Genomic DNA, 23,100 nt, shown 5'->3' with positions numbered 1-23,100 from the left:
ATTATACGTATTGAATTTTAGTTGGCATTTTGGGATCCGTATCGTGCAGCTGGAATGCTTCTCCTACAGCAAGTCCTTTTTCTTCAAGTACTTGTTCAACAGACATACGAGCAAGTTCTTTCATATTATTATCTAAACTAAGGTGAGCCAAATAAATATGCTTCGTTTCATCTGTAATCACATCGGTCATCGCAAGAGCTGCGTCTTCATTAGAAACATGTCCTACATCACTCAAAATTCTTCGTTTAATGCTCCACGGGTAACGTCCCATTCGCAGCATTTCAACGTCATGATTACTTTCAAATACAAAAGCATTAGCTCCCTTAATAATTCCTTTCATTCGGTCGCTAACATATCCCGTATCTGTAATAAGCACTAACTTTCTTCCATTATGATGAAACGCATAAAACATTGGTTCAGCAGCGTCATGTGAAACACCAAATGATTCCACTTCAATATCTCCAAATGTTTTAATCTCTCCAATTGAGAAAATAAATTTTTGCTCTGTTGGAATATTACCGATTAAATGTTCCATCGCGTTCCATGTTTTCTCATTTGCATAAACGGGCAAATCATACTTACGTGCTAACACGCCTAGTCCTTTAATATGGTCGCTATGTTCGTGTGTAACAAGAATACCGGATATGCTATTTATGTCTAGTTCAGCTTGCTGAAACAAAGCTTCTGTTGCTTTTCCACTTAGCCCTGCATCTACTAATAATTTTTGGCGCTCTGTCCCTACATACAGCGCATTTCCTGTACTGCCACTTGCAAGTACACTAAAATGCAAACTCATTTACCCTCACTCCATTGCTCGTTTTCCTTGTTGTCCTTGCCCAATTGAATAATTTGTCCCTCTATTGCATTCACAAAGTAATCCATTTTATCTGTATACAAATTCCACGTTGGAACAAGAACTTGCACATTTGAAGAAGAAGAAGCTACCACTGTTGCATATCCTAGTTTTGCTCCTTTTACATGACTCCCTTGCTTTAATTCATTTTTCGTATACAACGTTTCTAATGCATTCCGAGCAGAAATAATATCCAATTCCTTATTTTGCTCTCCCATCTCTTTAAAATCATATAACATCGTTTGTGTATACGATATAATTTCTTTCTTTTCATTTAACTCCGCAACAATCATACCGTGTTGATTATAATAAATGGGCTTATCCTTATATTTTTGAAAAAAATATACTCTCGATCCTTCTACTTTCCCAGCAGGACTATATTTTTGCCCATCAATTACATAAGAACGTAGAAATTCACTATAATTATCACCTATTGTTGCTTTCGAACTCCCAAATGGTTCTTTAAGCTTACTTGAAATTGTATTCGAATCTTGTAGAGACGCCGTTTGATTTTTTAAAGAACGTATATCTTCATCAGAAAAAACCTTATTTTTCGCCATAATATACGTATCTTTCGTCGGTTCTTTCGGCAAATTATCAGCTGTAATTTTATCTGCTTTCAATTGTTCCTCAATATTCGTTTCCGTCATATAATCAAGTTGATTACTATCTTGCTTTTGAATGAACTGAAAGAGAAGAAAGAGATCTAAAATGAAAAAGGCAACAATAAAAATTGTTTTAATCCTATTCCAATCCAATGAGCTCTCCCCCTTTCTCCTCACTCCATTCTAGAATGTTATTATCTTCACCATACACAACGTACCAAATAGGTTTTAAATTTACTGCAGCAATCTTTTTCCCATCGGCCCCCAGCTCTGGTGTAAGTTTATATCCTAACCGAATATCCTGAATTAATTTCATATCCACTTTTTTATTCTTCTCTAAAGATTGTATCATTGTCTTACCATCTGGAAGAGAAATTGTTTGATCATCACCATACTTTAATGTCGATAACTTAAATAATGGACGCTTATACGAAATTAATTCCTCTGTCCCCCATGCTTGTTCTATCGTCGCCATACCACTTTCATTAAATACAGGTAAGCTATCAACATATAAACGATACGTTGTTTGTCCTGTTTTAGAGTTCATATAATCAAAACGATAAGAATCTGTTAAGCCACCATGACTATTAAGAAAATCAAAACTGCGTTGAACAAGAGCGTTTCCATATATGTGTGATTGATCTGATGCAGCTGAATTTGTGTACTGCAGCATTTGTTTTTTCTTTAGTACTTGCATAAGACGAATTCCATCTGTATATGTGTTTTCCTGATCATCAGACACTTTTTTTACATAACGAGGATCTGTAAATAATGCATTTATAAATATATCCTCAGGTATATCACTTATTAAATATCCCATACTTTGCATATCTGTTTTCGTATCTGGTAAAAAGATCTCTCTTGTATCACTTAATGTATATTGAGAGTATTCCCTCGCATTAGCTGTAAATTGGTCACGTGCTGCATCAAGTTCTTTGAGCGTAATTCCCTTTAATACCATTTGATATACTTTGCGATTTTCATACGAAATGAAATATACAGGAATGTTACCATCCCGGCTTCCTTGTAAATCAATCATTATACGATTGAAGCTATATGATTCTGGGATTTTTTCTTTAATTGTAAAAACACTTCTCATAGAATCCAAAGGTATATGTGTAGGAAAAATCATTTCAATCTTATTTTTACCACGAACGAAGGAGAGGAATTGATGTTTTGGGATATCATTTGATATATCTCTAAAATCATACAATTCTCCTCTCTCAAGTAATTTATACAAAGGATCAATAGTATCTATATTTTCGCTTCCAAGGTGTGTATTCTCTTTATGATAAAGAACTAAAGAAGGCAAAACGACATTTTCAGGACCCTTCTGCATCATCTCTGTATTATCTTGTAAATACTTTGCATTTTGTGATTTACTAGAATCCGGCACATAAGTCCATAAATTAAAAGTAAGAAATAAACTAATAACAACCAAATTAATAAGCAAGACTGACTTTAAATTCTTAATTTTCATTCCCAGTCATCCTCTTCTTCCTTTTCCATTGGAAGCGTGAAATAGATGGTTGTCCCTTTTCCTTCTTCACTTTTTGCCCAAACTGAGCCGCCATGAGCTTGAATCATTTCCTTGGCAATCGCGAGACCTAATCCCGTTCCGCCTAGTTTACGCGAACGCGCTTTATCAACACGGTAGAAACGTTCAAAGATTTTATCTACGTTCTCTTTTGGAATGCCCACTCCTTGGTCGCTAATGCTTATTTCTAACATATCTTCTCTTTCTCGTAAACGATATGTCACTGTTCCACCCTCTGGAGAATACTTTAACGCATTTGAAATGATATTATAGAGAACTTGTGTAATTTTATCTTCATCGATTTCAATAAAACGTGATTTCTTAGAAAATGAACGATTAAAAGATACATTTTGTTCTTTTGACATTTCAAAACGGTCAATGATATTACTAAAGAATTGTGTAAAGTCTACCCATTCTTTCATTAAACGATATTCTGTACTATCCAATTTCGAAAGCTGCAATAGTGCATTTACAAGGCGAATCATTCGTTCCGTTTCTTCTTGTGTTACCTGTAAGAATTGCGGTGCAATATTCTCATCTTGCCACGCTCCTTCACCCAATGCCTCTAAATAACTGCGCATCGTTGTTAATGGTGTACGAAGTTCATGTGAAACGTTTGCTACGAATTCGCGGCGTTCCCTATCAATTCGTTCTTGTTCCGTTACATCATATAATACTGCAATTAAACCATTCACCTTTCCAGTTTCTTTTTGAATAACAGAAAAGCTAGCTCGCAAAATATATGGCTCATCCCTTGTACTAAAATCTAATATAACAGAGTCTGGTTCTTCATATAAATTATCTAATGTGTATTCTTCTTGAATGCCTAATATTTCTAAAACAGACTGGTCTAATGCTGTTTCACGTGAAACATTTAGCATTTTTTCTGCCGGATCATTTAATAAGATAATATCTCCTTTTCGATCCGTTGCAATTACCCCATCTGTCATATGAGATAACACAGATGAAAGCTTTCGTCTCTCACTTTCCGTAGAAGAACGAGCTTGCTGCAACTTCTTCGATAAGTTATTAAATGCTAATGCTAGTTGACCAATTTCATCATTGCCATGTACTTTTACTTTACGAGAATAATTCCCCTTTGCCATTTCAATGGCTTGCCTTCTCATATCTGAAATTGGCCTTGTAATGGTTTGTGCCAACAAAGTACCTAGCACAGCTGTTACCAACAGTGCAATAACCGTTCCCGTTGCAAAAATTTGATTAATAAGCTTCATTTGTTTATAAACATCTTCCATAGAAGCAACAATATAAATTACACCAAGTGTTTTCTTATTGTCTCCTTGAATTGGAGTGGCAACAACTTCCACACGATTCCCTGTGTTGCGATCTATTTCCATTTTTTCAACGGGTTTTCCTTGTACTAAAGCTCGCTTTACCAGTAGATCAGTTGTTTTCTTTCCAACAATCCCTTGATTATACTGATGTGATGTCGCTAATACACGGCTATTTGCATCAATCACCCTAACTTCTTGAATATCAGCTTTTCGATCAGAAGAAAAATCTTCTATGCTCGTTTGAATTGCTCCTTCAAGAGTGGGATCTGTTTTTTCTCTTTCTTTTGTAAATTCCTGCTTTAAATTGTAAGCGAGTAAATTCGTTTGTTGTGTTAATGATTCCTTAAAGCTCTTCACAAGGTTCTTTTCTAACTCACGAACGAAATATACACCAATAATTTGCATCGCCATTAAAATTAATAGCATGTAAATTAATACGAACTTTAAATGAATAGACTGAAAAAAACCAACTTTCTTCATATATTACTCCTGCTCTGGATCACGTAAGTAATATCCAACACCGCGTCTTGTTACAATTAAAGTCGGATGACTTGGATTATCTTCAATTTTCTCACGCAAACGACGAACCGTTACATCTACTGTACGCACATCACCAAAATAGTCATAACCCCAAACCGTTTGTAATAAATGTTCGCGTGTCATAACTTGTCCTAAATGTTTTGCTAAATAATGAAGTAATTCAAATTCACGATGTGTTAACTCAATACTTTCTTCTCGTTTTGTTACACTATATGCGTTTGGATTAATCACAATTGGACCGATAATCATCTCTGCATTTTCTTCTTTTTCAGCTGCTCCTCCTTGCTGATGACGACGTAAATTCGCTTTTACGCGTGCTAATAACTCACGTGTACTAAACGGCTTTGTTACATAATCATCTGCACCAAGTTCTAACCCAAGCACCTTGTCAATTTCAGAGTCCTTTGCTGTTAGCATAATAATCGGCATTTCATGGTTTTTTCGTATTTCACGGCAAACTTCTAAACCGTCTTTTCCCGGTAACATAATATCTAATAAAACCATATCCGGTTGTTCCTCATTTGCTTTTTCAATTGCTTCATCACCATCGTGCGCCATCACAATTTCAAAACCTTCTTTTTCTAAGTTAAACTTTAAAATATCTGCAATTGGCTTCTCATCATCAACGACTAAAATTTTCTTTCCCATCATTTTAGTTTCCTCCTGCATGTTTAATGCTTTCCTTACAGAAAAGCCCCTAGCTTCAACTGCTAGAGGCTCCCTCATTCTATTGTAAAAGAACTACTCTCATTTGTAAAATTGAACAATATAAAAAGGATATTAAGTGGGCCCACCTAATATCCTGAGAGTGGCTCGGGACGGAATCGAACCGCCGACACGAGGATTTTCAGTCCTCTGCTCTACCGACTGAGCTACCGAGCCAAAACATATATATAAAACCACTAATTGTGGTATTAAACAAAAGTGGCGGTCCCGACCGGGGTCGAACCGGCGATCTCCTGCGTGACAGGCAGGCATGTTAACCACTACACCACGGGACCAAAATAATATATAAAAAAAAGTGACCCGTACGGGATTCGAACCCGTGTTACCGCCGTGAAAGGGCGGTGTCTTAACCACTTGACCAACGGGCCACGAAAATAAAATGGTGAGCCATGAAGGACTCGAACCTTCGACCCTCTGATTAAAAGTCAGATGCTCTACCAACTGAGCTAATGGCTCATACTCACCAATGTCATGTTTCGTGACGACAAGACTTATAATATCATAAGATGTTTTATCTTTGCAATACTTTTTTTCATATTTTTATAAAAACATGAAAAAAGAACTCATTTCAATATGAGTCCTTTCTTCAATATACCGTACTCTTAAAAAAAAGACAAGATTATAGGCCGTATACGTTACGAACAATGTTTGTTTGGTTACGGTCTGGACCAACAGAGAACATAGATAATGAAATACCTGTTAATTGAGACACACGCTCTACATAATGTCTTGCATTTTCAGGAAGATCAGCTAATGTTCTTACACCTGTAATATCTTCTGTCCAGCCTGGAAGCTCTTCATATACTGGCTCACATTTTGCTAAAATGTTTAAGTTTGCTGGAACTTCATCAAGAATTTCTCCGTTATATTTATACGCAATACAGATTTTTAAAGTTGGAATACCTGTTAATACGTCGATAGAGTTTAAAGATAAGTCTGTAAGACCGCTAACGCGACGAGCATGTCTTACAACAACGCTATCGAACCAACCAACGCGGCGTGGGCGACCTGTTGTTGTACCGTATTCACGACCAACTTCACGAATTTGATTGCCGATTTCATCATGTAATTCAGTTGGGAATGGACCATCACCTACACGGCTTGTATATGCTTTACATACACCTACAACGCGATGAATTTTAGAAGGACCAACACCAGAACCAATTGTTACACCACCAGCTACTGGGTTAGAAGATGTAACGAATGGGTACGTACCTTGGTCGATATCAAGCATAACGCCTTGTGCACCTTCAAATAATACGCGGCGACCTTCGTCTAATGCGTCATTTAAGACAACAGATGTATCGCATACGTATTGTGCAATTCGTTGTCCATACTCATAATATTCTTCAAAAATCTCGCCAGCATTGAAACCTTCTGCATCGTACATTTTTTCAAATAAACGATTTTTTTCCGCAAGGTTGCGCTCAAGTTTTTCTTTAAATGCTTCACGATCTAAAAGGTCTGCCATACGAATACCAACACGAGCTGCTTTATCCATGTATGCAGGGCCGATACCTTTTTTCGTTGTACCAATTTTATTATCACCTTTACGCTCTTCTTCTAACTCATCTTGTTTTAAATGATAAGGTAAAATAACGTGCGCACGGTTGCTGATACGTAAATTATCAGTGCTCACACCACGATCATGTAAATATTTTAATTCTTCAAGTAATGCTTTCGGATCTACTACCATACCATTTCCGATAACACAAATTTTTTCTTTATAGAAAATACCAGATGGAATTAAGTGCAATTTATACTTAACACCGCCGAAAACGATTGTATGTCCTGCGTTATTTCCACCTTGATATCTTGCAACTACTTCCGCATGTTCAGAAAGGAAATCAGTAATTTTACCTTTTCCTTCATCTCCCCACTGTGTTCCTACAACTACTACTGAAGACATTATTCAAGCACCTCCACAATTTTCAAACGAACTTTTCAAACAATATAATTGTACCAAAATGCAAAGAGAAGTCAATTTAAAAACGAACATTTTTTTCCCTTTTATTCTTTTTGTTCGTAAGAAATATTTTTTTTACTATGATAACCTTATTTTTCACAAACAAAAAAAGAAACACATTTTATTATAAGAAATGTGTTTCTTTTTTATACCCTCACTAGGCCCCCTCATCAAAGCGCCGTTCTAAATTCACGAATTTGTTAAATTCCTTCACAAACGCTAGTTCAACTGAGCCTACTGGGCCATTACGCTGCTTAGCAATAATAATTTCAATTGTATTTTTGTTTTCTGTTTCCCGGTCATAGTAGTCTTCACGATATAAAAAGGCTACTATATCAGCATCCTGCTCAATACTTCCTGATTCACGAATATCAGACATCATTGGACGCTTATCTTGACGGGACTCAACACCACGAGAGAGCTGAGATAAGGCAATCACTGGAACTTCTAGTTCACGAGCGAGCCCTTTTAGTGTACGAGAAATTTCTGATACTTCTTGTTGACGGTTTTCACCCGATTTTCCACTACCCTGAATAAGTTGTAAATAATCGATTAAAATCATTCCAAGACCGTGTTCTTGTTTCAAGCGTCTGCATTTTGCCCGAATTTCACTAACGCGAATCCCCGGTGTATCATCAATAAAAATACCTGCATTTGAGAGACTCCCCATCGCCATCGTCAATTTCGCCCAGTCTTCTGAAGTTAAAGATCCCGTACGAAGACGCTGCGCATCAATATTTCCTTCTGCACAAAGCATACGCATAACGAGCTGATCGGATCCCATCTCCAAACTAAAAATCGCAACATTTTCATCCGTTTTCGTAGCAACATTTTGAGCAATGTTTAAAGAAAATGCTGTTTTCCCTACAGATGGACGCGCCGCTACAATAATTAAATCATTACGCTGGAAACCTGCTGTCATACGATCTAACTCTGTGAAACCAGTTGGAATTCCTGTAATTTCACCTTTTTGATTATGCAGTAATTCAATTTTATCGTAAGCTGTCACAAGAACATCTTTAATATTTTGAAATCCTTTTGTGTTCGTACGCTGAGATACTTCTAGTATTTTTTTCTCTGCTTCATTTAACAGGCTCTCTACATCATCTTCTCGTTCATAACCATCCGACACAATATGCGTTGCTGTTCGAATAAGTCGGCGCAAAATCGATTTTTCAGCGATAATGCGTGCATAATATCCTACATTGGCAGCTGTCGGTACAGCTTCCGCTAGTTCAGCTAAATAGGAAACACCGCCAATTTCTTCTAACAAATTTTGATCAGCAAGCGCTGCTGTTGCAGTAACTAAATCAATTGGCTCTCCTTTATCAGAAAGATCAAGCATCATTTGATAAATCTTTTGATGTGCCGTTCGATAGAAGTCTTCTGGCATTAGCATTTCCGAAGCTGATGTTAATGCTTCTTGATCGAGAAAAATAGCCCCTAAAACGGCTTGTTCAGCCTCAATATTATGCGGAGGGGTACGATCAGCAAATACGTCACTCATGCGCAAACCTCCTCTTCAATCTTTTGTTTATTGTTCAGTAACATGTACTTTTACTGTCGCCGTCACTTGTGGGTGTAATTTCACAGTAACATTCGTATATCCTAACGCACGAATTGCGTCATCCATCTCAAATTTGCGTTTATCAAGTTTAATGTTATGAGCTTTTTGTAAACCATCTACAATTTGTTTACTTGTAATAGAGCCAAATAAACGGCCACCTTCACCTGATTTTGCTTTTAATTCTACCGTTAACTTTTCTAGAGTTTCTTTTAACTCCTTACATTTTTCAAGCTCTAATTCTGCATCTTTTTCTTCCTTGCGTTTTTTCGCATCTAATGTTTTCACATTTGCATTTGTTGCTTCAACCGCAAGACCTTGTTTTAATAAAAAGTTATTCGCATAACCGTCTGGTACGTTTTTTACTTCCCCTTTTTTACCTTTACCTTTTACGTCTTTTAGAAAAATTACTTTCATGATTGTGTTCCTCCCTCTAAATACTCAGTTATAACAGATTGTAGTTTTACTTCTGCTTCATCAATTGATATGTCTTGCATCTGCGTTGCAGCATTTGTTAAATGACCGCCCCCGCCTAAATGCTCCATAATAAGCTGTACATTTACCTCTCCTAAAGAACGCCCACTAATACCAATAACAGTTTCACTACGCCGCGCAATTACGAAAGAAGCTACTATTCCTGTCATTGTCAGTAATGTATCAGCCGATTGTGCAATTAATACTTGATCATAAAACCCATCACCATCTACCTTTGCAATCGCAATCCCATTTTTATAAATGTATGCATTTCGGATTGTTTTTGCAATCTGTAAATAATGCTCCATATCCTCTTTTAATAACTTTTGTACTAACACAGTATCTGCACCATGTGAACGAAGATACGAAGCTGCATCAAACGTACGTGCTCCGGTGCGGAATGTAAAGCTCTTTGTATCTACGATAATACCAGCAAGTAAAGCTGTCGCCTCTAGCATATTCATTTTTAAGCGCTTAGGCTGATATTCCAATAGCTCTGTTACAAGTTCTGCCGTGGAAGACGCATATGGTTCCATATAGACAAGCAATGGGTCTTCAACAAAATCCTCACCACGGCGATGATGGTCAATTACAACTACATTTTCAATCTTATCAAGCAACCTTTTTTCCATGACCATGGACGGTTTATGTGTATCCACTACAACAAGAAGCGAATCATCATTCGCAAATTCCAGCGCCTGTTGCGGTGTAATAAAACGCGACCACAATTCACCTTGCTGCTTAACTTCATCCATTAGACGTTTAATTCCTTTATCAGAATCATTTTCATCCAATACGATATATCCTTCTCGTTCATTAAGTTGTGCTACTTTTAAAATACCAATTGCTGCCCCAATAGCATCCATATCCGGTGCTCGGTGCCCCATAATAATAATATTGCTGCTTTCTAGCACAAGATCTTTTAAAGCGTGAGAAATAACACGTGCACGTACACGAGTACGTTTTTCCACCGGATTCGTTTTCCCGCCATAAAACTTTACTTTCCCTGTCGCCTGTTTAATTGTCACTTGATCTCCGCCTCGTCCAAGTGCCAAATCAAGACCTGATTGCGCCATAGCTCCAAGCTCCGCTAGCGATAAATCACCAGAACCAACACCAATGCTCAATGTAAGAGGAATATTTCGTTTAGACGTTTCTTCACGTACTTGGTCTAAAATATCAAATTTCCCTTTCTCCATTTGCGCTAAAATACTTTCATTTAATACAACGAAAAATCGCTCGGATGAAGCACGTTTCAAATAAGCTCCATGTTTCACAGCCCATTCATTCAACAAAGATGTAACATGGCTTGTAATGTTTGTACGCAATTGATCATCTAGTCCTTGCGTCACTTCATCATAGTTATCTAAATAGATGACAGCGAGTACCGTTCTTTGGTCTTCATACATTTTCTCAATCTCTGTTTGCTCTGTCACATCAAAGAAATAAATTAACTTTTCTTCTTTTCTGGCAAACACGCGAAATTTCCGATTGTTCAAAGATACAATATCATTAGCTGTTTCACCTTTTGTAAATAGAAGTAGGGTCTCTGATAGATCATACAGATGCCATCCAGCTAACGAATGCTGCCCTAAACAGGAAGATAAATATGGGTTTGCCCAGTCGATTCCATAATCCTTGTTATATAGTAAAATTCCAATTGGCATTTGATTGAAAGCCTCATTACTTACCTTTTTAACTCTTGTAATCGTATCATTCGTATACTTTTCAAAGCGTTTTTGAAATGCAAGCTCAAATTTAATAGTGAAAAATAAAACGATACAAAAGACGACGAAGGAAATCATCCCCATCAACCAATGAAAATAGACGAGAATTGTAATGAGTACAAACGCTAAAAATGCCAACACATAAACAGGATACAAAAACCGCTGTTTCTTATAAAATTCAGGCATATATACAACTCCTATAAAGTGAAACTTCTATCAGTTAGGTCTTCATTCCGCTACTGATATTTAGTCAAATTCACCAGACTTATCCCCTATTTACAGAGTCTTACGGTCCCATTAAGTGCAGGATAAAAGTTTATATTTCTATGTTTCGTTACAAAAAAAGGCTTATAAAAAACACTTTGTTTCAACTACTTATTTTACCTGTACTTTCGACCGTAACGAAAAGCCTAAATCAATTATACCTAAGATTGTCACAAGAGGGAACAAAACTGGTACAAACAAACCTACGACAAAAATTAAAATTGGAATAGCTTTAGTATATCCTTTTGCATTTGTAAAAAAAGCAAGGAACGAAAAACCTTGAAACAACAGTAATAAGGTGAAAATTGTTGATAAATTTAAAACCACCATTTCTAAATATGAGCCTGCTTCTATTTTCGTAAAAGAAGAAAGCAAAATAACAGCGACGTACAACCAAACGATACTCTTAGGAATCTGTATATCACGGAATGTCGGCCAAGATTCCACCGTGTACTTTAATCGTTTTAAGACACGATTAGCAATTAAAATCGTAATCCAAGAATAAAAAAATGACCCCATAGCAAGTAAAGCTGGTGCAAGCAAGCGAAGCATATTCCCTACTTTTTTCAATTCAGCCAGTTGCTCTTCATTTACAGGTGCACCTGCCATTTTCATAAATTTCTCGCTTTGTTCCATCGATTGTTTAAATATGTCTTCCATTTGCTTAATAAAATCGATGTTAAAAAACTTTACGCTGACAACATACAGCAATACAAAACTCACAAGATATACAAGTGTCCCTACCAATAAAATTTCAATAATACTTTTTTTCTTTTTATACATATGTCCTAATACAATACCCGTTATCCCAAACATAAGTGTATTCACAATACTAAGAGGCGAACTAACAATAAGTGTTACAAGAATCGCTGCTCCTAATAACATACAAGCACTACTTAATGGGGATCTTATCGTAAAAATAAGAAATGGTAACGGCAATGCAAATATAAATATAGCCCCTAAAATGGGCATATACAGAGAGGCGAGGAGCAAGATAGCATATAAAGCAAGTAAAACTGCTCCTTCTGTAATAAGTCGTGTGCGCTTCATTATCCACACCTTCTTTCTTATAAAGTGAAACTTCCATCAGTGGGATTTCTTCATCTCCGACTGATTTTCTTCCTTCTAAATCTTAAGATGAAGCTCTTAGGAATAAAAAAGAAAAGAATAGCAAAATGCACAGTAGAGTGACACTCTACTGTGCATTTCATGCGTTATTATTCACCAACATATGGTAAAAGTGCCATTTGACGAGCACGTTTGATTGCAACTGTTAATTTGCGTTGGTATTTTGCGCTAGTACCTGTTACACGACGTGGTAAAATTTTACCGCGCTCAGAAACGAAGCGTTTTAGTAAATCTACATCTTTATAGTCGATGTTAGTGATACCGTTAGATGTAAAGAAACATACCTTACGACGTTTCGCACGTCCACCTTTGCGTCCACCTGCCATGTTCATTTCCCTCCATTCTGTTTTAAAATACCCGTTCTATACCATTAAAATGGTAAGTCATCATCTGAAATATCAATTGGTTGACCTACATTTGCAAATGGATCGTCATTTCTAGTAAAGCCAGCATTCTGACCATTATTACCAGATTGACCAAATGGGTTTTGAGAGCCTTGGTTTCCGAAACCTGCTCCCGATGGTTGCTGATTGAATGAACCGCGTTGCTCACCACCGCTATTACGCGGTTCTAAAAATTGTACGTTCTCCGCTAGAACTTCTGTTACATATACACGCTTACCATCTTGTCCATCGTAATTACGAGTTTGAAGACGTCCATCTACGCCTGCTAAGCTACCTTTTTTCAAATAATTCGCCACGTTCTCTGCTTGTTTACGCCATATTACACAGTTAATAAAGTCAGCTTCACGCTCACCTTGCTGATTCGTAAATGCGCGATTCACAGCTAACGTGAAAGTAGCTACTGCAACACCATTGGGCGTGTAACGTAAGTCAGGGTCCTTAGTTAAACGACCAACGAGTATAACACGATTCATCAATCGAACCACTCTCCCTATATATCTTAATGATTATGCTTCGTTTTTAACAACGATGTGACGAATGATATCTTCGCTGATCTTAGCTAAACGATCAAATTCATTAACCGCTTCTGGGTTAGAATTTACGTTTAAGATCATGTAGAAACCGTCACGTAAGTCGTTGATTTCGTAAGCTAAACGACGCTTACCCCAATCTTTTGTGTTAATGATTTCTGCACCATTGTCAGTTAAAACGCCTGCAAAACGTTCAACTAAAGCTTTTTGAGCTTCTTCTTCCATGTTCGGACGAATGATGTACATGATTTCGTACTTTTTCATTACACTTTCACCTCCTTTTGGTCTAAACGGCCCAAATTGGGCAAGGAGCAATTAATTTATAGTAATTACTCACGAGTTTAGATTATATCATAGTAAGTTAGAGGAAGCAACTCACGAAAACATAAAAAACTTGGCAAACCTAATGAATTTGCCAAGTTAAATACTTTATTTTTTTCCTAGGAAATAAAAAAATTATACATTAAAGCGGAAGTGCACAACATCTCCGTCTTTCATAACGTATTCTTTTCCTTCTAATCGTACTTTTCCAGCTTCTTTAGCAGCTGTCATAGAACCATGTTCCATTAAGTCATCATAAGATACTGTTTCTGCACGAATAAATCCACGTTCAAAATCTGTATGAATGATTCCAGCACATTGCGGTGCTTTCATTCCTGTTTTAAATGTCCAAGCACGTACTTCTTGTACACCTGCTGTGAAATAAGTAGCCAATCCTAATAAATCATACGCCGCACGAATTAATTGATCTAGACCAGATTCCTCAATGCCTAGTTCTTCAAGGAAGACTTTCTTTTCTTCTTCATCTAACTCAGCAATTTCCGATTCAATTTTTGCGCAAACAACAATTACTTGAGAGTTTTCTTTTGCAGCAAATTCTTTTACAATTTGTACATATTCATTTCCAGATGGATCCATTACATCATCTTCACCAACGTTTGCTACATATAGCATTTCTTTTATTGTTAATAAGTGAAGACCTTTTACTACTTTCATTTGCTCTTCTGTAAATTCAACTGCACGAGCCGGTTTTCCTTCTTCGAACGCTTCTTTTAAACGGACTAAAATTTCATGTTCAAATGCAGCATCTTTATCTTTTTGCTTCGCTAATTTTGCCACGCGATCAATGCGTTTATCAACAGATTCTAAATCCGCTAAAATAAGTTCTAAGTTGATTGTTTCAATATCTGAAATCGGATCTACTTTACCCGCTACGTGTGTAATATTTTCATCTTCAAAGCAACGAACTACTTGGCAAATTGCATCTACTTGACGAATATGGGATAAGAATTTATTTCCTAATCCTTCACCTTTACTCGCACCTTTTACAATACCTGCAATATCCGTAAATTCAAAGACAGTTGGCACTGTTTTCTTTGGTTCAACAAGTTCAGTTAATTTATTTAAACGATAATCTGGAACCTCTACAATCCCAACGTTTGGATCTATTGTACAGAATGGATAGTTTGCGGATTCTGCCCCCGCTTGTGTAATTGCATTAAATAATGTTGATTTACCTACGTTCGGTAGTCCAACGATACCAGCCGTTAATCCCATATTCTTCACTCCTATGTCTCAATCTTCCATCATTATAGATAGTAACGAATAAAATGACAAGCTTCATAGAGTTTCATAAAACGAAACTCTATGAAGTGGAGAGGGCGCTTTATCCCACACTAATTATTAGTTAAACCAATCGAGCTTTTACAGGTAGTAATGGCGAAAAAAGAATAAACAGCTGCATCAGCTACTGTTTATTTTTTCATCTATTCTTCATGCTTTATAAGTATTTTCTTCACCTTACGATCAAACTCTCTTCGAGGAATCATTACCGAATGGCCACACCCCTCGCACTTAATACGAATATCCATTCCCATGCGAATAATTTTCCAACGATTTTCACCGCATGGATGAGCTTTCTTCATTTCCACTACATCGTACAAGTTATATTGCTTTTGCTCCACTCCCCAAACTCCTCTCACTGCTAATTTGCCTTTTCACTCATCAGCTCTTCACGGTTATATAGAACCATACGTGGATATGGAATTTCAATACCATGTAAATCAAGACGATTTTTAATTTCTTTACGAAGCGCTCTCGCTACCACAAAATGTTGCATCGGTTCTACTTCAGCTGTAACCCTCAAAACAACTTCTGACGCTGCCAAACTCTGTACACCTAATAATTGCGGACGAGCAACCATTTGCTCATACCTTGTTGGTAATTCATCCAATAACTTTTCAAGAACTTTTTCTGCATGTTCAATATCACTTTCATATGAAATAGATACATCTACAAAGGCGACACTATTACTAACAGAGAAATTTGTTACTTCCTTAATATTTCCATTTGGAATAATATGAATTTCACCTGTCCATTTCTTCATTTTCGTTGTACGTAATCCAATCTCTTGAATAACTCCTTCAAATTGGCCTAAGCGTACATAGTCCCCTACAGAAAATTGATCCTCTAATAAAATAAAGAATCCAGTGATAACATCTTTAACTAAGTTTTGTGCACCAAAACCAACTGCTAAACCAACAACCCCTGCGCCAGCTAATAATCCTTTTGTATCAATTCCAAATACCCCTAAAATAGCGATTATTACAACGAAAAAGATAACATACGTAAAAATATTTTCTAATAACTTTGCTAACGTCATCGTTCTTCTTTCAGAAATTTGAATTGGTGATTTTGTCTTTATTTTGAAAGCATTACTGATAATTGCCCTGCCAATTCGAATAACTATGCTTGAAATAAGGAAAATAAGTGCAATTTGTAGTAAACCAAGACCAATATTTTCCCATAATCCTGCATCTAACAATTTTGTATATAAGTCGTGAAGTCCTTTCATCGCGACCTACCTTTCTATCTCATATTCATTATTTATTGTAACAGAATTTCTCCTATATTTTACGAAAAAAGTTCTTTCATACGCTTTTATTTTTACACTCTATAAGGTATAAAATAACAACTTTTTTTATATACTAGTACTAGTATTCTTTAGGCTACACGACATACTTCACCCGCATTTATATTTTATGAATATTTAGATACAAAAGTGTATATCTCTTTCTACTCATACTTCATCTTTTTACAACAGGGTTCATTCTCCATCAACAGGGGGGGAATGGAAACTTTCTTAATTTACACATAGCATAAAATGCAGTTCCCCTAACCATAAACTCAATATAATTCTTACATTCAAAAGAATATATGACATGCAATAATTTTTGGGAAAATCAAATTCATATGAATTTGATAAATTCTATTAAAGGATGGATGCTTCATGAATATCGGAAGTTTTCGCTTACCTTTTTTCGAAAAAGATTCGGAGCAAGTTATGTATCATGATGCAAATTGCAATCAAACAGTTAGTAGCTTTCTGCTCTCTCATCTCCCAATTGAAAAAGACTCTCCACTTATTGTACTTTGTATTGGGACAGACCGATCAACTGGTGATGCATTAGGTCCCCTTGTTGGTTCAAAACTACAAGATTATAACATTCAACATTTTCATTTATACGGAACACTAGAATCACCAGTCCACGCTTTAAACTTAGAAGAAACGATTACAGAAATACATAAAACATTTATGGATCCCTTTATTATCGCAATTGATGCGTGTCTAGGAAAATCTCAAAATATTGGTTCCATTACAATCGGAAAAGGACCTAGTAAACCTGGAGCCGCTATGAATAAAAAACTCCCTGCAATTGGTGATATGCATATCCACGGCATTGTAAATTTAAATGGATTTATGGAATTTTTTGTACTGCAAAATACAAGATTAAACCTTGTTATGAACATGGCCACCAGCATTGCGGAAAGTATTATTGAAACAGATAAAAAACTTGCTGTAATGAAAAAAATAAACCATCTATAAGTCAAGATGGTTTATTTTTTACTGTTCTCCTGCTAAAAGTTCTAAAATACGTTGTAAATCACCTTTATTGAAAAATTGAATTTCAATTTTTCCTTTTTCTTGTTTCGTTTCTTTAATTTTCACAGCAGTTCCAAATCGCTCTCGTAACACCGTTTCTTGCTCCTCAAAAAAAATATTTCTTGCTGGTTTTTGTTTCTTTGTTTCACGTGAAACATATTCATTCATCTCCTGAATAATTTGCTCCAACTGACGGACATTTAATCCTTCTTTTTCAATTCGTTGTAATAAGCTATTAATTTGTGTTTTATCTTTTAAAGCAAGTAATGTTCGTCCGTGTCCCATAGAAATCGTTCCATTTGAAATCATCTCTTGTACAAAAGATGGGAGAGACAGTAAGCGAATGTGGTTTGCAATATGTGGCCTGCTCTTTCCAAGCCGCTTTGCTAACTGTTCTTGTGTTACCTTAAGTTGTTCCATCAGCATTTGATATGCTAACGCCTCCTCAATAGGCGTTAAATCTTCACGTTGCAAATTTTCTAGTAGCGCAAGCTCCATCATTTGTTGCTCGTTTAAATCTCGAACAACAACAGGAACTGTTTCGAGATTTGCTTCTTTTGCAGCACGAAATCTCCGTTCTCCTGCAACAATTTCGTATCCTTTAATACTTTTTCGAACGATAAGCGGTTGTAAAATCCCATGTTCTTTAATGGATAATGCTAACTCTTGAATTGCTTCCTTGTGAAAATATTTACGCGGCTGATATGGGTTAGGACGTAATTCGTTTACTTGCAATTCTTGAATTGTTTCTTCCTCTTTCACATCCAAATCTGGAAAAAACGCATTAATTCCTCTTCCTAGTCCTTTAGCCACCTGCAATCACTTCCTTTGCTAAATCTAAATACACTTCCGCCCCCCTCGACTTAGCATCATACATCATAATTGGTTTACCATGACTCGGCGCTTCACTTAAACGTACATTACGCGGAATAATCGAACTATATACTTTATCTCGGAAATATTTCTTCACTTCATCAATTACTTGTAATCCTAAGTTTGTACGAGCATCCAACATTGTTAGTAAAACACCTTGAATTGCTAAATTTTTATTTAAATGCTTTTGTACAAGGCGAACTGTATTCAATAATTGACTTAACCCCTCTAAGGCGTAATACTCACATTGAACAGGAATAATAACAGAATCTGCAGCAGTTAATGCGTTAATGGTTAATAAACCTAAAGATGGGGGACAATCAATAATAATATAATCATACTCATCACGAATTGGCTGCAGCGCACGCTGCAGGCGAACTTCCCGGGAAATTGTCGGTACAAGTTCTATTTCAGCTCCCGCTAGCTGAATAGTAGCAGGAAGCACATCTAGATTTTCAGTTGCTGTTTTCTGTATAACCCCACGAACATCCGTATCTTCTACAAGCACATTATAAATACATTCATTTAAATCTGATTTTTCAATTCCGACTCCTGTCGTTGCATTCCCTTGTGCATCAATATCAACAAGAAGTACTTTTTTTCCTACTTGTGCCAATCCAGCTCCTAAATTTACCGATGTCGTTGTTTTTCCAACCCCACCTTTTTGATTAGCAATGGCAATGATTTTCCCCATGATGTCACCTACTTTCAACCTTTCTGTCTTATTCTACAAATGATTGTTTTTATTTTAACATGAAACAATCATGTTTCTTTTGTTTATATTAAACTTCAAAATTTATTTACAAACTCCTTCTTAATTTTAAAAGAAAATATAGTACTAATAAAGCGAAACCTCCATCACCGAGGTCTTACTAGCTATTAATGCGTGATAAAGCAAAAAGACCTCTACCAACGGTTGAGGTCTTTCTATTCTCTTATTTTTTTTTAGGAATTTTAATTGTAATTTGATAGTATTCATCAAATTCTTCTTCTTCCGAATTCACATTCAAGCCACTATTCGTAACCATTTGTAAAGATTGACGAATTGTATTCATTGCAATACGCATATCGCGACTTACTGCTTTTTGCTTTGCTTTTCGTTTCGGCTTCGTTTCTTCTAACAATTTATCAATTCGATCTTCTGTTTGCTTCACATTAAATTGCTTTTCAATAATTTCTTGTAAAATCTTTAATTGAAGCTCTTCATTTTTAAGCGGAATAAGGGCACGAGCATGGCGTTCTGTAATACTCTTCTCTAATAATGCTTGTTTAACATCTTCTGGCAACTTTAATAATCTTAGTTTGTTTGCAATTGTAGATTGCCCTTTACCTAGTCGCTGCGCTAGTGCTTCTTGCGTTAAATTATGTAATTCAATTAGCTTTTGATAAGCAACAGCCTCTTCGATTGCCGTAAGTTCTTCTCGTTGCAAATTTTCAATTAGGGCAACAGAAGCGGTCTCAGTATCATTCAAATTTTTAACAATAGCTGGGACAGTTTCCCATCCTAATTTTGTTGCAGCCCGAAAACGTCTTTCACCAGCAATAATCTCATATTTCTCTTCTTCATACTGGCGAACAACAATCGGTTGAATTAATCCATGCGTATGAATTGTAAGCGCAAGCTCTTCAATACGAGCATCATCAAAAATTGTACGTGGCTGATAGCGATTTGGAACAATTTTTGATAACGAAATTTGCTTTATCTCTTCATGGCTTTCTTCTTGTAGTGCTAATTCAGCCTCTTTCTCTCCAAAGCCAAATAAACGAGAAAACGTGTTTCTCATACATATTCCACCACCTTTGAATCCTATTGAATACTCTATACAAAAATGTTCCATGTGAAACATTTACGTCTTTATCCCGCTCTAACGGACAGTAAGCCCCCGCCTCAATATTGTGAGGAATCCAAAAAGATAGGTGGTGGATAACTGCCTGTAAAAGCCCGATTCGTTCAACTAGCCATCAGTAACGATAAACAAACTTACTGATAGAAGCTTCACTTTATATAACTTAATCTTACGTCTAATAAGATTTATTTTTCAATAGGTAATTTATTCGGTGTCCCTGGTTTACGCGGATATTTATTTGGTGTTTTTCTCTTTTTCTCAATTGATAAGATGTTACGTTCACTTTCCTCAAATGGTAATTGGAACGTAGCAATTCCTTTCAATTCGCCACCAAGCACTTGCAGAGCATACTTGCCATTCTCAATTTCTTCGTTTGCGGCGGAACCTTTCATTGCAATAAATGTTCCCCCGACTTTCACAAGCGGTAAACACAATTCACTTAAAACAGAGAGACGAGCAACCGCACGTGCCATTACAATATCAAAAGATTCACGTACGCCTTCTTTTTTTCCAAATGTTTCAGCACGATCATGACAAAACGCTACGTCAGTTAATTCTAACTTTGTTGCTAAATGATTTAAAAATGTAATACGTTTTTGCAAGGAATCGACAATTGTGACTTTTAAATTTGGAAAACAGATTTTTAAAGGAATACTAGGAAACCCCGCTCCTGCACCAACATCACAAACAGAAAATGGCTTTGAAAAATCATGATAGAAAGCAGCTGTAATGGAATCAAAAAAGTGCTTTAAATACACTTCTTCCTTCTCTGTAATTGCTGTTAAGTTCATTTTTTCGTTCCACTCAACTAACGTTTCAAAATAGATTTCAAATTGCTCTAACTGCCTAGCAGAAAGAGTAATACCTCTTTCTACTAGCATAGATTGAAATTGTTCTATATTCATCTCGCTATATCTCCTAACTATTTATTGGTTCGATACTCGTGCAATTTTTCCTTGTTCTATATACACAAGTAAAATGGAAATATCAGCTGGATTTACCCCGGAAATACGAGATGCTTGCCCCATAGATAGCGGACGGACATCTTTTAATTTTTGACGTGCTTCAGAAGCTATTCCAGAAATCGCATCGTAATCAATGTCAACCGGAATCTTTTTGCTTTCCATACGCTTCATACGATCTACTTGTTGTAAGGATTTTTCAATATATCCTTCATATTTAAGCTGAATCTCAACTTGCTCTGCCACTTCATCACTAATCTCTTCTTCACTTGGAGCAAGAAGATGAATATGCTCATATGTCATTTCTGGACGACGTAATAAGTCACTCGCACGTATACCATCCTTTAGTTCACTTCCGCCAGCTTCGCGAATTAGCTCTTGTACTTCAGGACGCGGCTTAATAATAATACTTGCTAAACGTTCTTTTTCTTTTTCAATTTGCTCTTTTTTTACTGTAAAACGTTCATAACGCGCTTCTGGAATTAAGCCAATTTCATGGCCAATTTCTGTTAAACGAAGGTCTGCATTGTCATGACGTAATAATAAACGGTATTCTGCACGAGATGTTAATAGACGGTATGGCTCATTTGTACCTTTTGTTACTAAATCATCGATTAAAACGCCAATATACGCATCTGAACGATTTAAAATCACTTCTTTTTTATCTAACGAACGACAGGCTGCATTAATACCCGCCATTAACCCTTGACCTGCAGCTTCCTCATAACCAGATGTTCCATTAATTTGTCCTGCTGTATATAAATTTTCTATTTTTTTTGTTTCAAGTGTTGGCCACAGTTGTGTTGGTACAATCGCGTCATACTCAATTGCATATCCTGTACGCATCATTTCTACATTTTCTAAGCCAGGAATGGTCTTTAGCATCTCACGTTGTACATCTTCTGGTAGACTTGTTGATAAACCTTGTACGTATACTTCTTGTGTATTTCGTCCTTCTGGCTCTAAGAAGATTTGATGACGTGGTTTATCGTGGAAACGGACAACCTTATCTTCAATTGAAGGACAATATCTTGGGCCTGTTCCTTTAATCATGCCAGAATACATGGCAGAACGATGTAAATTTCCATCAATTAAACGATGCGTTTCTTCACTCGTATATGTTAACCAACATGGAATTTGATCCATGATGAACTTCGTTGTTTCGAAAGAGAATGCACGTGGTGTATCATCACCTGGTTGAATTTCTGTTTTGCTATAATCAATTGTACTACTATTTACACGCGGAGGCGTACCCGTTTTAAAGCGCACAAGTTCAAATCCAAGTTCTTCTAGATGCTCTGATAATCTCACAGATGGTTGTTGGTTATTTGGCCCGCTTGAATATTTTAAATCTCCAACGATAATTTCACCGCGTAAAAACGTACCTGTTGTAATAACAACTGTTTTCGCTGTATATTCCGCTCCTGTTTGTGTGACGACACCTTTACATACGCCGTCTTCTACAATTAGGCGCTCAACCATAGCTTGACGCAATGTTAAATTTGGTGTTTCTTCAATTGTTTTTTTCAATTCATGTTGATATGCAAATTTATCTGCTTGAGCACGAAGCGCACGTACGGCTGGACCTTTTCCTGTGTTTAACATACGCATTTGAATATGCGTTTTATCAATGTTTCTTCCCATTTCACCGCCGAGTGCATCAATTTCGCGAACAACAATTCCCTTTGCAGGTCCACCAACCGAAGGGTTACACGGCATAAACGCAACCATATCTAAGTTAATTGTTAACATTAATGTTTTTGCTCCCATACGAGCTGCCGCTAAACCAGCCTCACACCCCGCATGACCCGCACCGATTACAATAACATCATAAAAACCAGCGTTGTATCCCATTTTCCATT

Annotated in this window: 22 protein-coding genes and 4 tRNA genes; 1 reads left to right on the top strand and 25 read right to left on the bottom strand. The window is 36.5% G+C overall.

Annotated features, from left to right (window positions below):
* Position 1: 1 nt before the first annotated feature.
* The 20 genes from ACTDJC_RS05215 to ACTDJC_RS05120 form a co-directional block, all read right to left on the bottom strand.
* Positions 2 to 796, bottom strand: coding sequence for an MBL fold metallo-hydrolase (locus ACTDJC_RS05215; protein ID WP_098310131.1), 795 nt, complete (start codon positions 794 to 796; stop codon positions 2 to 4).
* On the bottom strand, positions 793 to 1,611 hold the full coding sequence (locus tag ACTDJC_RS05210; RefSeq protein ID WP_098310132.1) for a two-component system regulatory protein YycI: 819 nt from the start codon (positions 1,609 to 1,611) through the stop codon (positions 793 to 795). The genes ACTDJC_RS05215 and ACTDJC_RS05210 overlap by 4 nt, the downstream gene beginning before the upstream one ends.
* Positions 1,598 to 2,938: a YycH family regulatory protein gene (locus ACTDJC_RS05205; protein WP_440602789.1), complete on the bottom strand. Its 1,341-nt coding sequence runs from the start codon at positions 2,936 to 2,938 to the stop codon at positions 1,598 to 1,600. The genes ACTDJC_RS05210 and ACTDJC_RS05205 overlap by 14 nt, the downstream gene beginning before the upstream one ends.
* A complete protein-coding gene (gene walK, locus ACTDJC_RS05200) occupies positions 2,935 to 4,770 on the bottom strand; it encodes a cell wall metabolism sensor histidine kinase WalK (RefSeq protein ID WP_098310134.1) in 1,836 nt (611 codons plus the stop codon). Before walK ends, ACTDJC_RS05205 begins: the two co-directional genes overlap by 4 nt.
* A 3-nt stretch (positions 4,771 to 4,773) precedes the next feature.
* Positions 4,774 to 5,481 carry a cell wall metabolism DNA-binding response regulator WalR gene (gene walR, locus ACTDJC_RS05195; protein WP_253631045.1) on the bottom strand — a complete coding sequence of 236 codons (708 nt, stop codon included), beginning with the start codon at positions 5,479 to 5,481 and terminating at the stop codon, positions 4,774 to 4,776.
* Between the two features lie 158 nt (positions 5,482 to 5,639).
* Positions 5,640 to 5,712: transfer RNA gene (locus ACTDJC_RS05190), tRNA-Phe, on the bottom strand.
* A 43-nt stretch (positions 5,713 to 5,755) separates the two neighbouring features.
* Positions 5,756 to 5,831: transfer RNA gene (locus ACTDJC_RS05185), tRNA-Asp, on the bottom strand.
* Positions 5,832 to 5,852: 21 nt separating this feature from the next.
* A tRNA-Glu gene (locus ACTDJC_RS05180) sits at positions 5,853 to 5,924 on the bottom strand.
* Positions 5,925 to 5,936: 12 nt separating this feature from the next.
* Positions 5,937 to 6,012: transfer RNA gene (locus ACTDJC_RS05175), tRNA-Lys, on the bottom strand.
* 163 nt (positions 6,013 to 6,175) lie between these two features.
* Positions 6,176 to 7,465 carry an adenylosuccinate synthase gene (locus ACTDJC_RS05170; RefSeq protein WP_253631046.1) on the bottom strand — a complete coding sequence of 430 codons (1,290 nt, stop codon included), beginning with the start codon at positions 7,463 to 7,465 and terminating at the stop codon, positions 6,176 to 6,178.
* A 214-nt stretch (positions 7,466 to 7,679) separates the two neighbouring features.
* A complete protein-coding gene (gene dnaB, locus ACTDJC_RS05165) occupies positions 7,680 to 9,029 on the bottom strand; it encodes a replicative DNA helicase (protein ID WP_098310137.1) in 1,350 nt (449 codons plus the stop codon).
* A 27-nt stretch (positions 9,030 to 9,056) separates the two neighbouring features.
* The gene (rplI, locus tag ACTDJC_RS05160; RefSeq protein ID WP_098310138.1) at positions 9,057 to 9,503 is read right to left on the bottom strand and encodes a 50S ribosomal protein L9; all 447 of its coding nucleotides are present in this window, start codon (positions 9,501 to 9,503) and stop codon (positions 9,057 to 9,059) included.
* On the bottom strand, positions 9,500 to 11,473 hold the full coding sequence (locus ACTDJC_RS05155) for a DHH family phosphoesterase (RefSeq protein WP_098310139.1): 1,974 nt from the start codon (positions 11,471 to 11,473) through the stop codon (positions 9,500 to 9,502). The genes rplI and ACTDJC_RS05155 overlap by 4 nt, the downstream gene beginning before the upstream one ends.
* 189 nt (positions 11,474 to 11,662) lie before the next feature.
* Entirely contained in the window at positions 11,663 to 12,601 is a 939-nt protein-coding gene (locus ACTDJC_RS05150; protein WP_440602788.1) for a YybS family protein, read from the bottom strand.
* Between the two features lie 167 nt (positions 12,602 to 12,768).
* A complete protein-coding gene (gene rpsR, locus ACTDJC_RS05145; RefSeq protein WP_098310141.1) occupies positions 12,769 to 13,005 on the bottom strand; it encodes a 30S ribosomal protein S18 in 237 nt (78 codons plus the stop codon).
* A gap of 44 nt (positions 13,006 to 13,049) precedes the next feature.
* Positions 13,050 to 13,559 carry a single-stranded DNA-binding protein gene (gene ssb, locus ACTDJC_RS05140; RefSeq protein WP_098310142.1) on the bottom strand — a complete coding sequence of 170 codons (510 nt, stop codon included), beginning with the start codon at positions 13,557 to 13,559 and terminating at the stop codon, positions 13,050 to 13,052.
* Positions 13,560 to 13,589: 30 nt separating this feature from the next.
* Positions 13,590 to 13,877, bottom strand: coding sequence for a 30S ribosomal protein S6 (rpsF, locus tag ACTDJC_RS05135; RefSeq protein WP_098310143.1), 288 nt, complete (start codon positions 13,875 to 13,877; stop codon positions 13,590 to 13,592).
* Between the two features lie 192 nt (positions 13,878 to 14,069).
* Positions 14,070 to 15,170, bottom strand: a complete 1,101-nt coding sequence (gene ychF / locus ACTDJC_RS05130) for a redox-regulated ATPase YchF (RefSeq protein ID WP_440602787.1) — start codon at positions 15,168 to 15,170, stop codon at positions 14,070 to 14,072.
* A 209-nt stretch (positions 15,171 to 15,379) separates the two neighbouring features.
* Positions 15,380 to 15,577, bottom strand: a complete 198-nt coding sequence (locus ACTDJC_RS05125; RefSeq protein ID WP_302850595.1) for a DUF951 domain-containing protein — start codon at positions 15,575 to 15,577, stop codon at positions 15,380 to 15,382.
* 20 nt (positions 15,578 to 15,597) lie between these two features.
* Positions 15,598 to 16,467: a mechanosensitive ion channel family protein gene (locus ACTDJC_RS05120; RefSeq protein ID WP_098310146.1), complete on the bottom strand. Its 870-nt coding sequence runs from the start codon at positions 16,465 to 16,467 to the stop codon at positions 15,598 to 15,600.
* 435 nt (positions 16,468 to 16,902) lie between these two features.
* On the opposite strand from ACTDJC_RS05120, the gene yyaC reads away from it, so the two are divergent.
* Positions 16,903 to 17,499, top strand: a complete 597-nt coding sequence (yyaC, locus tag ACTDJC_RS05115; RefSeq protein ID WP_098310147.1) for a spore protease YyaC — start codon at positions 16,903 to 16,905, stop codon at positions 17,497 to 17,499.
* Between the two features lie 18 nt (positions 17,500 to 17,517).
* On the opposite strand, the gene ACTDJC_RS05110 is transcribed toward yyaC, so the two are convergent.
* From ACTDJC_RS05110 to mnmG, 5 genes are all read right to left on the bottom strand, one after another.
* On the bottom strand, positions 17,518 to 18,369 hold the full coding sequence (locus ACTDJC_RS05110) for a ParB/RepB/Spo0J family partition protein (protein ID WP_440602786.1): 852 nt from the start codon (positions 18,367 to 18,369) through the stop codon (positions 17,518 to 17,520).
* Positions 18,362 to 19,123, bottom strand: a complete 762-nt coding sequence (soj, locus tag ACTDJC_RS05105) for a sporulation initiation inhibitor protein Soj (RefSeq protein ID WP_098310149.1) — start codon at positions 19,121 to 19,123, stop codon at positions 18,362 to 18,364. Before soj ends, ACTDJC_RS05110 begins: the two co-directional genes overlap by 8 nt.
* 241 nt (positions 19,124 to 19,364) lie before the next feature.
* Positions 19,365 to 20,213 carry a nucleoid occlusion protein gene (gene noc, locus ACTDJC_RS05100; RefSeq protein WP_098310150.1) on the bottom strand — a complete coding sequence of 283 codons (849 nt, stop codon included), beginning with the start codon at positions 20,211 to 20,213 and terminating at the stop codon, positions 19,365 to 19,367.
* Between the two features lie 248 nt (positions 20,214 to 20,461).
* Complete coding sequence (gene rsmG, locus ACTDJC_RS05095) at positions 20,462 to 21,181, bottom strand: 16S rRNA (guanine(527)-N(7))-methyltransferase RsmG (protein ID WP_230575655.1); 720 nt, start codon at positions 21,179 to 21,181, stop codon at positions 20,462 to 20,464.
* Positions 21,182 to 21,202: 21 nt separating this feature from the next.
* On the bottom strand, positions 21,203 to 23,092 hold the full coding sequence (gene mnmG / locus ACTDJC_RS05090; protein WP_440602785.1) for a tRNA uridine-5-carboxymethylaminomethyl(34) synthesis enzyme MnmG: 1,890 nt from the start codon (positions 23,090 to 23,092) through the stop codon (positions 21,203 to 21,205).
* Positions 23,093 to 23,100: the final 8 nt, after the last annotated feature.

The organism is Bacillus sp. GB_SG_008, from assembly GCF_052038115.1.
GTDB classification, from domain to species: domain Bacteria; phylum Bacillota; class Bacilli; order Bacillales; family Bacillaceae_G; genus Bacillus_A; species Bacillus_A rhizoplanae.
Note: the sequence above shows the minus strand (reverse complement) of the source record. Positions and strands in the feature narration are given on the sequence as shown.

Excerpts from the sequence above, each read along its gene's own strand:
- ACTDJC_RS05150 (WP_440602788.1), bottom strand. The coding sequence starts at position 12,601 with ATGAAGCGCACACGACTTATTACAGAAGGAGCAGTTTTACTTGCTTTA.
- dnaB (WP_098310137.1), bottom strand. The coding sequence starts at position 9,029 with ATGAGTGACGTATTTGCTGATCGTACCCCTCCGCATAATATTGAGGCT.
- walK (WP_098310134.1), bottom strand. The coding sequence starts at position 4,770 with ATGAAGAAAGTTGGTTTTTTTCAGTCTATTCATTTAAAGTTCGTATTA.
- rsmG (WP_230575655.1), bottom strand. The coding sequence starts at position 21,181 with ATGAATATAGAACAATTTCAATCTATGCTAGTAGAAAGAGGTATTACT.
- ACTDJC_RS05170 (WP_253631046.1), bottom strand. The coding sequence starts at position 7,465 with ATGTCTTCAGTAGTAGTTGTAGGAACACAGTGGGGAGATGAAGGAAAA.
- rplI (WP_098310138.1), bottom strand. The coding sequence starts at position 9,503 with ATGAAAGTAATTTTTCTAAAAGACGTAAAAGGTAAAGGTAAAAAAGGG.
- ACTDJC_RS05155 (WP_098310139.1), bottom strand. The coding sequence starts at position 11,473 with ATGCCTGAATTTTATAAGAAACAGCGGTTTTTGTATCCTGTTTATGTG.
- mnmG (WP_440602785.1), bottom strand. The coding sequence starts at position 23,092 with ATGGGATACAACGCTGGTTTTTATGATGTTATTGTAATCGGTGCGGGT.
- ACTDJC_RS05215 (WP_098310131.1), bottom strand. The coding sequence starts at position 796 with ATGAGTTTGCATTTTAGTGTACTTGCAAGTGGCAGTACAGGAAATGCG.
- soj (WP_098310149.1), bottom strand. The coding sequence starts at position 19,123 with ATGGGGAAAATCATTGCCATTGCTAATCAAAAAGGTGGGGTTGGAAAA.
- rpsF (WP_098310143.1), bottom strand. The coding sequence starts at position 13,877 with ATGAAAAAGTACGAAATCATGTACATCATTCGTCCGAACATGGAAGAA.
- noc (WP_098310150.1), bottom strand. The coding sequence starts at position 20,213 with ATGAGAAACACGTTTTCTCGTTTATTTGGCTTTGGAGAGAAAGAGGCT.
- walR (WP_253631045.1), bottom strand. The coding sequence starts at position 5,481 with ATGATGGGAAAGAAAATTTTAGTCGTTGATGATGAGAAGCCAATTGCA.
- yyaC (WP_098310147.1), top strand. The coding sequence starts at position 16,903 with ATGAATATCGGAAGTTTTCGCTTACCTTTTTTCGAAAAAGATTCGGAG.
- ychF (WP_440602787.1), bottom strand. The coding sequence starts at position 15,170 with ATGGGATTAACGGCTGGTATCGTTGGACTACCGAACGTAGGTAAATCA.
- ACTDJC_RS05120 (WP_098310146.1), bottom strand. The coding sequence starts at position 16,467 with ATGAAAGGACTTCACGACTTATATACAAAATTGTTAGATGCAGGATTA.
- rpsR (WP_098310141.1), bottom strand. The coding sequence starts at position 13,005 with ATGGCAGGTGGACGCAAAGGTGGACGTGCGAAACGTCGTAAGGTATGT.
- ACTDJC_RS05205 (WP_440602789.1), bottom strand. The coding sequence starts at position 2,938 with ATGAAAATTAAGAATTTAAAGTCAGTCTTGCTTATTAATTTGGTTGTT.